The organism is Okeania sp. SIO2B9, from assembly GCF_010672505.1.
In the GTDB taxonomy this organism is placed as follows: Bacteria; Cyanobacteriota; Cyanobacteriia; order Cyanobacteriales; family Microcoleaceae; genus Okeania; species Okeania hirsuta.
This window is the reverse complement of the sequence record NZ_JAAHGK010000291.1, coordinates 1-6,656: the sequence shown is the minus strand read 5'-3', so window position 1 is coordinate 6,656 and position 6,656 is coordinate 1. Positions and strand designations below refer to the sequence as shown.

At 37.8% G+C, this 6,656-nt stretch carries 5 protein-coding genes and 1 tRNA gene; 4 read left to right on the top strand and 2 right to left on the bottom strand.

All coding sequences use genetic code 11. The features are described from left to right. Positions 1 to 132: 132 nt before the first annotated feature. From F6K13_RS12420 to F6K13_RS12410, 3 genes are all read left to right on the top strand, one after another. Positions 133 to 345, top strand: a complete 213-nt coding sequence (locus F6K13_RS12420; RefSeq protein ID WP_124147159.1) for a hypothetical protein — start codon at positions 133 to 135, stop codon at positions 343 to 345. A 558-nt stretch (positions 346 to 903) separates the two neighbouring features. Beyond that, positions 904 to 1,101, top strand: a complete 198-nt coding sequence (locus F6K13_RS12415; protein WP_124147158.1) for a hypothetical protein — start codon at positions 904 to 906, stop codon at positions 1,099 to 1,101. A 2-nt stretch (positions 1,102 to 1,103) separates the two neighbouring features. After that, on the top strand, positions 1,104 to 1,685 hold the full coding sequence (locus F6K13_RS12410; RefSeq protein WP_124155107.1) for a hypothetical protein: 582 nt from the start codon (positions 1,104 to 1,106) through the stop codon (positions 1,683 to 1,685). Between the two features lie 103 nt (positions 1,686 to 1,788). Here F6K13_RS12410 and F6K13_RS12405 read toward each other — a convergent pair. After that, positions 1,789 to 1,861, bottom strand: a tRNA-His gene (locus tag F6K13_RS12405). A 96-nt stretch (positions 1,862 to 1,957) separates the two neighbouring features. On the opposite strand from F6K13_RS12405, the gene F6K13_RS12400 reads away from it, so the two are divergent. Beyond that, positions 1,958 to 3,487 (top strand): serine/threonine-protein kinase, encoded by a 1,530-nt coding sequence (locus tag F6K13_RS12400; protein WP_192901203.1) that lies wholly within the window; start codon positions 1,958 to 1,960, stop codon positions 3,485 to 3,487. Between the two features lie 99 nt (positions 3,488 to 3,586). Here F6K13_RS12400 and F6K13_RS12395 read toward each other — a convergent pair whose 3' ends face one another. Next, complete coding sequence (locus F6K13_RS12395) at positions 3,587 to 6,592, bottom strand: AAA-like domain-containing protein (protein WP_287287508.1); 3,006 nt, start codon at positions 6,590 to 6,592, stop codon at positions 3,587 to 3,589. Positions 6,593 to 6,656 lie beyond the last annotated feature (64 nt).

Sequence of the window (6,656 nt, the reverse complement as noted above, 5' to 3'; positions counted from 1 at the left end):
AAAGGTATAGAACCTAATATTCAGACGGATAATTATCTTGTTACTGTGAATCAATTGGTGGCACAACTACCAGAAAAAGGACTCCTAGACCCAACTACAAAAGATTTATTAACTTCTTGACGCAGTGAGAGTGTGGCCTTAATAGAAGATGACCCATTTATAGCAGGTAATAAGTTTGCCACTTTTGCCAAAATTCAACGACGAATGCGTAAACGAGTGAGGATTGAATCTACAAGAAAAGCTTTTGTAACTTTCTGGAGTATCGATTATTTAATGTCAAAAAATGTTACTCAGGAAATAGATTTTTTTGAGAATAAAATTAGTCCTTTAAAGGGAACTTTTTGACAGTTTAGCTAAACAATTTCAAGATGCTTTACGTCAAGAACTTCAGGATGAAGCAACATTGCATGAACTGCAGTCTTTACTGTCTGATTTATTGGAATAAATGAAGTTAAATTATATTCAAAATTCTCAGAAACGAACACCAAAACAAATGATCGATGAAATGGCATAAATTGAACAGGTTGCTGAAAATATTCAAGATGAGAAAGAGTAAATTTTTTGTGGAAAAATAACATAATAATTTCCTGCGTAATGCTGCGTAAACAGCTATCAGTAACAAGAATCTCTCATATAGACAGTGTTTAAATTAAAAAATACTTTAAGGAAAAGGGATGCAACTTTTATAGTAAGAAAATTAATAATGTCTGTTGTTAAAACATAAGGTTTATTCTCAAAACCGGGTTCCTTTTGACCCGAACATTCATCCTTTTTGAGATGCTGCTACTCCAGTTCAATTGGGTTCATTTTTGAGCAATACCTCCACACTATGGAAAAATGGTTAATGGCTAAGGAGAAATTGAATCCTTAATCAATTAATTAATTAATTAACAGAAAAAACCTATGCTTACTTACAATTTCAACTCCAATAAAGTGCGTGTTATTTTTGGAGACGGTGACGAACCTTATTTTGTTGTGGAAGATATTTGTGATATTTTAAAAATACCTGATGGTAGGTTGAGCGATGAGGACAAAATTACGCAAAAATATACGACGAACAAGAAATTATTGTTACTTCCGAATTTGGGCTATATGAGTTAATAATGAATTCCTTAGGAGAGAAGGAATTTAAGCGCTGGATACTGAGGGAAATTTTACCGACTATCAGAGAAACTGCTATGGTTAAAAGCTACCCTTCTAGAGAGATGATTTATGCACTAGCAATACTGAAGGAAGTTACTTACAGCGAAAGAGATGACAAAGCTTATTTCACTTTTAACGCTACAGCGAAATTATGTGGTACTGGAAACTCGGGATTAAAAAAAGATTTACAAGATAAGATTTATCAACTTCTTGGTTGGTATACAAAAGCAGATTTAGCGAGCAGAGATAAGTGGATCAAAGGTCATACAAAGTTTTCAGACGTAATAATAGCCAAAATCATTGAATATTATGCTTTTGAAGCTCCTGAGTCCAACGACAGAGTAAAAGATACTTTCAAAGCATTTGCTCCCATAGGTATCCGCAACTGGGCAAAAGAAGCAGTGCAGTATGTTGAAAAAGAACCTACTGATAATAACCCCAAGGAAATTTTAGCTTCTATAGATGAGAAGTTGAGTGTGATTCAACAAACTGTTCAGGAGTTAAGTCAACAATTCCCTGTGTCCGACGATGGAGAACAATAAGAATAAATAAATTTTAGGGTTGTAGATGTCTACACCCTACCAAAGTTGTCAATTTTTATTTGAGTTTTTGTCAGAGCCTTTAAGACTTTATAATATTAAAAAGGGCGAACGATGGGACTCGAACCCACGAATGGTGGAACCACAAACCACTGCCTTAACCACTTGGCCACGCTCGCCATACATATTTTTCTTACAGTAAACTACTATAGCATTACTAAATTATATTTGTAAACCCCCTAGACAAAAATCTAAAATCTAAAACCAACCCCTCAATGAGTTATTGTGTTAACCCTCAATGTCCCAATCCTGAAAATCCAGATACAGCAAGCTCTTGCCAGAGTTGCCGATCGCCCCTACTCCTCCACAGACGCTATCGTCTTCTGAAAAAAGTTGGTCAGGGAGGTTTTGGCAAAACATTTTTGGGCGTAGATGAAAAACATCCTCTGAAGCTCCCATGTATTCTCAAGCAACTTTCATGTCCTACCCAAGACCCCGAAAGTCATCACACAACAGCAAGATTATTTCGGCGAGAGGTGATGCGGTTAGTACAGTTGGGGCAACATCCACAAATTCCTTTATTGTTAGCTCACTTCCAACACAATCAAAATTTGTATTTGGTGCAGGAATATATTCAGGGTTTGACACTGAAGCAAGAATTACAACAACAGGGGGTATTTAACGAAGAACAAATATGGCAATTTTTGCGAAGTTTACTGCCAGTATTGCAGTTTATTCATCAACATCAAATTATTCATCGGGATATAAAACCAGAAAATATTATTCGTCGTATTTCTCCACCTATTAACTATCAAAAACCACCCCACCTACCTGGAGAAAATCAACTGGAAAAATTAGGAAAAGTGGGGGAAATTGTATTAATTGATTTTGGCGTAGCGAAGTTGCTGACGGGTACTGCTTTAATTCGCACTGGTACCATTATTGGTAGTCCAGAATATATGGCACCGGAGCAAACCAGAGGGAAAGCATTGCCAGCAAGTGACTTATTTAGTTTGGGCGTAACTTGCATTCATTTACTGACGGATGTTGCACCGTGGGATATGTTCGATGTCATCAATGACTGTTGGAGATGGCGAGATTTTTTGCCTAGTGGGGGTAGTGTGAGTCAAAGTCTGGGCAATATATTAGATAAATTATTGCAAAATTCTGTGAGTCAACGCTATCAGACAGCGGAACAAGTTTTGGAGGTGTTGGAGTCTAGGTCTAATATTGTTAGGCGACCTGTGAAAAATGTTGAGTCTTTGGCGTTAGTAAATCAAAAGTTGTCTGTGTTGCCATCGGTCCGGAGTTTGGTAGGAAGGTTTATTCCCCAAGTTATGGCACTCGATGAAAATCAGTTAATTTCAGCAGTGGGGGTAAAGTATAGGAAATTGCAGTATTTGTTGGCAGTGCAAAAGTGGCGGGAAGCAGATATGGAAACCTGGGGAGTTTTATGTGATGCTTTGGGGAAGAGGAGAAAAAGTTATTTGTTTAGGGATGATATTGATAATTTGCCTTGTGAAGATTTGCTGACTATTGATTGCCTCTGGGTGAAGTATAGTCAGGGGAAGTTTGGGTTTAGCGTGCAAAAACAGATTTATGAAAGTGTGGATAAAGATTATGGAGAGTTTTGTAGTCAGGTAGGTTGGTTGACTTATAATTTGCATTTTCGCGATCGCGGATTTAAGTTTAGAAGTTGGGCACCAGTTGGTCATTTACCTTCACGAATTTGGGCAGGAGGTCAAAAATGGTGGAGTCATGCTGAGGGGATGGCGAAAAAGTTGGATAAGTGTGCTGTTAGGTAGTAGGTATTAGGTTTTAGCTGAAAGTGTGGGATAGATAATTCAAGTCACGCCACTTCTAGGGTGCGATCGCCGTTGTCAATAATTATTAAAACAACCTGTTCAGTAGTCTCTACAAATATTTTGTATCTCCTCATCCTGATTTTGAGTAACAATATAATCCCTCAACCATTGACAACCCAACTCCATAAAATCTTCAATATCCAAAGTCAAATTCCATAGCTTAACTGTACCATCTTCACTAGCAGAAGCTAGTAACTTACCATCTGGACTAAAACTAATACTAAAAACCCGACCCAGATGACCCTCAAGAGTTTGCACCTCAGTACTATCCGCCACATTCCACAAAATCACTTTTCTATCAAAACCAGCAGAAGCAACTATTTTACCATCCGGACTAAAATCAATATCTCTCACCCAACTTCCATGACCTTCGAGAGTTCGCACCTCAGTACCATCCGCCACATTCCATAACTTCACAGCAGCATCACCACCACTGGAAGCAAGTAACTTGCCATCTGGGCTAAAACTAACAGCAACCAAGTTAAGATTACCCCGATCCAAAACTTTCAACATCCTGCCATCTTCGACACTCCACAAAATTACCCGATGGTCAAAACCAGCAGAAGCTAAAACTTCACCATCCGGACTGAAACTGACACTCCTAACTGAGCGGAGATGACCCTTAAGACTTTGCAAAAATACTTGATCAGTGAGTCGCCATAATTTTACAGTACGGTCATCGCCAGCAGAAGCTAAAATCTTTCCATCCGGACTGAAACTAACAGCATAAACAGACCTACTATGACCCTTAAAGGTCTGTACTAGAGTACCATTTTTCACATTCCACAGTCTAACTGTATTATCGAGACTAGCAGAAGCTAAAAATTTACCATCCGGACTGAAGCTAACATGAAAGACATCTCCACTGTGACCTTTGAGAACTATCAGTAAAGTACCATCTGCCACATTCCATAGTTTGATAGTATTGTCAGTATCAGCAGAAGCCAGAATTTTGCCATTAGGACTGAAACTGACAACTGATACATCACCTTGATTATTTGTAAAAGTTCTTGGTTCTGTACCTTCTAGACCTTCTACATTCCACAACCTAACAGTATGGTCGCTACCAGTAGAAACTATCATCTTACCATCAGGACTAAAAGTAACACTCCTAATTATGCCAACATGACCTCGGAAAATTTGTGGTTCAATTCCCTTTTCCTCCAAATTCCAGAGTTTCACCAAACCATCTTCAGCAGAAGAAACCAGAGTTTTACCATCAGGACTAAAACTGACACCCCAGACTGTACCACGGTGACCTCTGGGGGTAGGAGTTTTAATTTCAATACCATTTTCAACATCCCACAACTTAATGGTTTTGTCAGCACTACTGGAAGCTAAAGTTTTACCATCAGGGCTAAAAGTAACAACCCTTACCTCGTCTCTATGACCCTTAAGAGTTTTGAGCAAACTACCATCTTCAACTTTCCAGAGTTTAATTTTATTGTCAAAACTAGTAGAAGCAACTATAGTACCGTCTGGACTAAAACTGACATGAGTAACTGCATAATAACGACCATTGGGAGTACGATGAGCGGGAATTTTTCTGACCAAAGTACCATCTTTGACATTCCAGAATTTTACCCAACCTCTTGAACCACAAGAAACCAGGAGTTCCCCATCTGGACTGAAACTGACGCTTCTCACCCAAGTGTTATTGTGGGCGAGGATGGTTTTCAGTAGAGTACCGTTGTCCACATTCCACAGTTTTATAGTACCGTCTCTGCTAGCAGATGCTAAAGTTTTGCTATCTGGACTGAAACTAACTCCTGAGATATGGTCTCTATGGTCTTTGAGAGTTTTTAGCAGTTTGCCTTGAATATTCCATAGCTTTATTGTTTTATCCTCACTACCAGAAGCAATAATTTTGCCATTGGGGCTGAAATTCACTCTTGTCACCCTGTCGAGATGCCCTTGAAGGCGATTTTGCTCTCTAATACCAGAAACTACAAATCTTAATGTATTCAAGACTTCTGTACGTCTATCTAATCTAACTGGGGCTGATTTTTCTAACTGTTGCAGTTGTTTTCCTACTTTTAATGCTGACAGTAACGCATCAAATGGACTGATGTTATTATAGACTTCTTTTGCAGAAAAACTTTCTAGAGATATACTAGCTTCTGCTAATTCTCGGTTAGCTCGTTTTACTTGTAACCCCACTACTGTTGCTGCTAATAGTGAGATAATTAAAATTACAGTGCCGACACTTACTATTCGTTTAGATTTTTGTTGAGCTTGGATTAAAGTTTTATTGGCTTCAGCTAGGATAATACTTTCTTGTTCTTTGATATCTAATATTTGTTTTACTTTCAACTTTTCCAGTTCTTGACTAGAGCCTAAAAAGTAATAATCAACCTCACTAAGACTATGATTTCTAGACCAAGATAGAGCTTTTTGTAATAATTCACCTTTCAAAAGTTGAGACTCGTCTTGATAGTTAGAAGCAACCCAAGCATTCAAATTTTCAGCATAGGGACGCAGTTGCTCTAATTGTCTTTCTAACCATTTATGAGAAAAAATATGTTGATAAATTTTGTTATAAATTCTGAGTTTTCCTTGTTCCTGAACTACTAATCCTGATAACCTTAATTCTGTTTGTTCAACACTGCCATTTGCCACAATTTCTCCCTGTTGTAAAATTTGTTGATAGATGCCCAATATTTGACCTATGCAGCGCTTATTTTTAAGCAGGCGATCACGAATTGTCCTGAGATGAGGTGGTTCATCTTGAGCTTCCCAGTTATTAATAATTCTGGTTTGAACTAATTGTTGAATTGACCTATAGTTTGTCATACCATCGGCTAAATTTTGTACAACTAACTGACATAATTTTTGAGAGAGAAAAGGTTGTCCGCCAGACCAGTTTAATATTTCTTTGAGAGCTTCCTGGGGATTATTTACTTTTTCCTCTAATCCTAAAGCTAAAGGTTTTGCTTCTTGAAACTCAAATCCATGTAGTTCAATTGCCTTACCAATATTAAAAGGTGTTTGAGTTTTATCTGTGATTAAATCACTGGGTAACCTTTGACGACTAAAATCATCCATAAAAGCTACTTTTCCTATATAAAATTATCTAAACACAACCAACCCTGATAGTTGCTGCAAAACC

Bases quoted from the DNA above. Each gene is read 5' to 3' on its own strand.
- F6K13_RS12415 (WP_124147158.1), top strand. From the start codon at position 904: ATGCTTACTTACAATTTCAACTCCAATAAAGTGCGTGTTATTTTTGGA.
- F6K13_RS12410 (WP_124155107.1), top strand. From the start codon at position 1,104: ATGAATTCCTTAGGAGAGAAGGAATTTAAGCGCTGGATACTGAGGGAA.
- F6K13_RS12400 (WP_192901203.1), top strand. From the start codon at position 1,958: ATGAGTTATTGTGTTAACCCTCAATGTCCCAATCCTGAAAATCCAGAT.
- F6K13_RS12395 (WP_287287508.1), bottom strand. From the start codon at position 6,592: ATGGATGATTTTAGTCGTCAAAGGTTACCCAGTGATTTAATCACAGAT.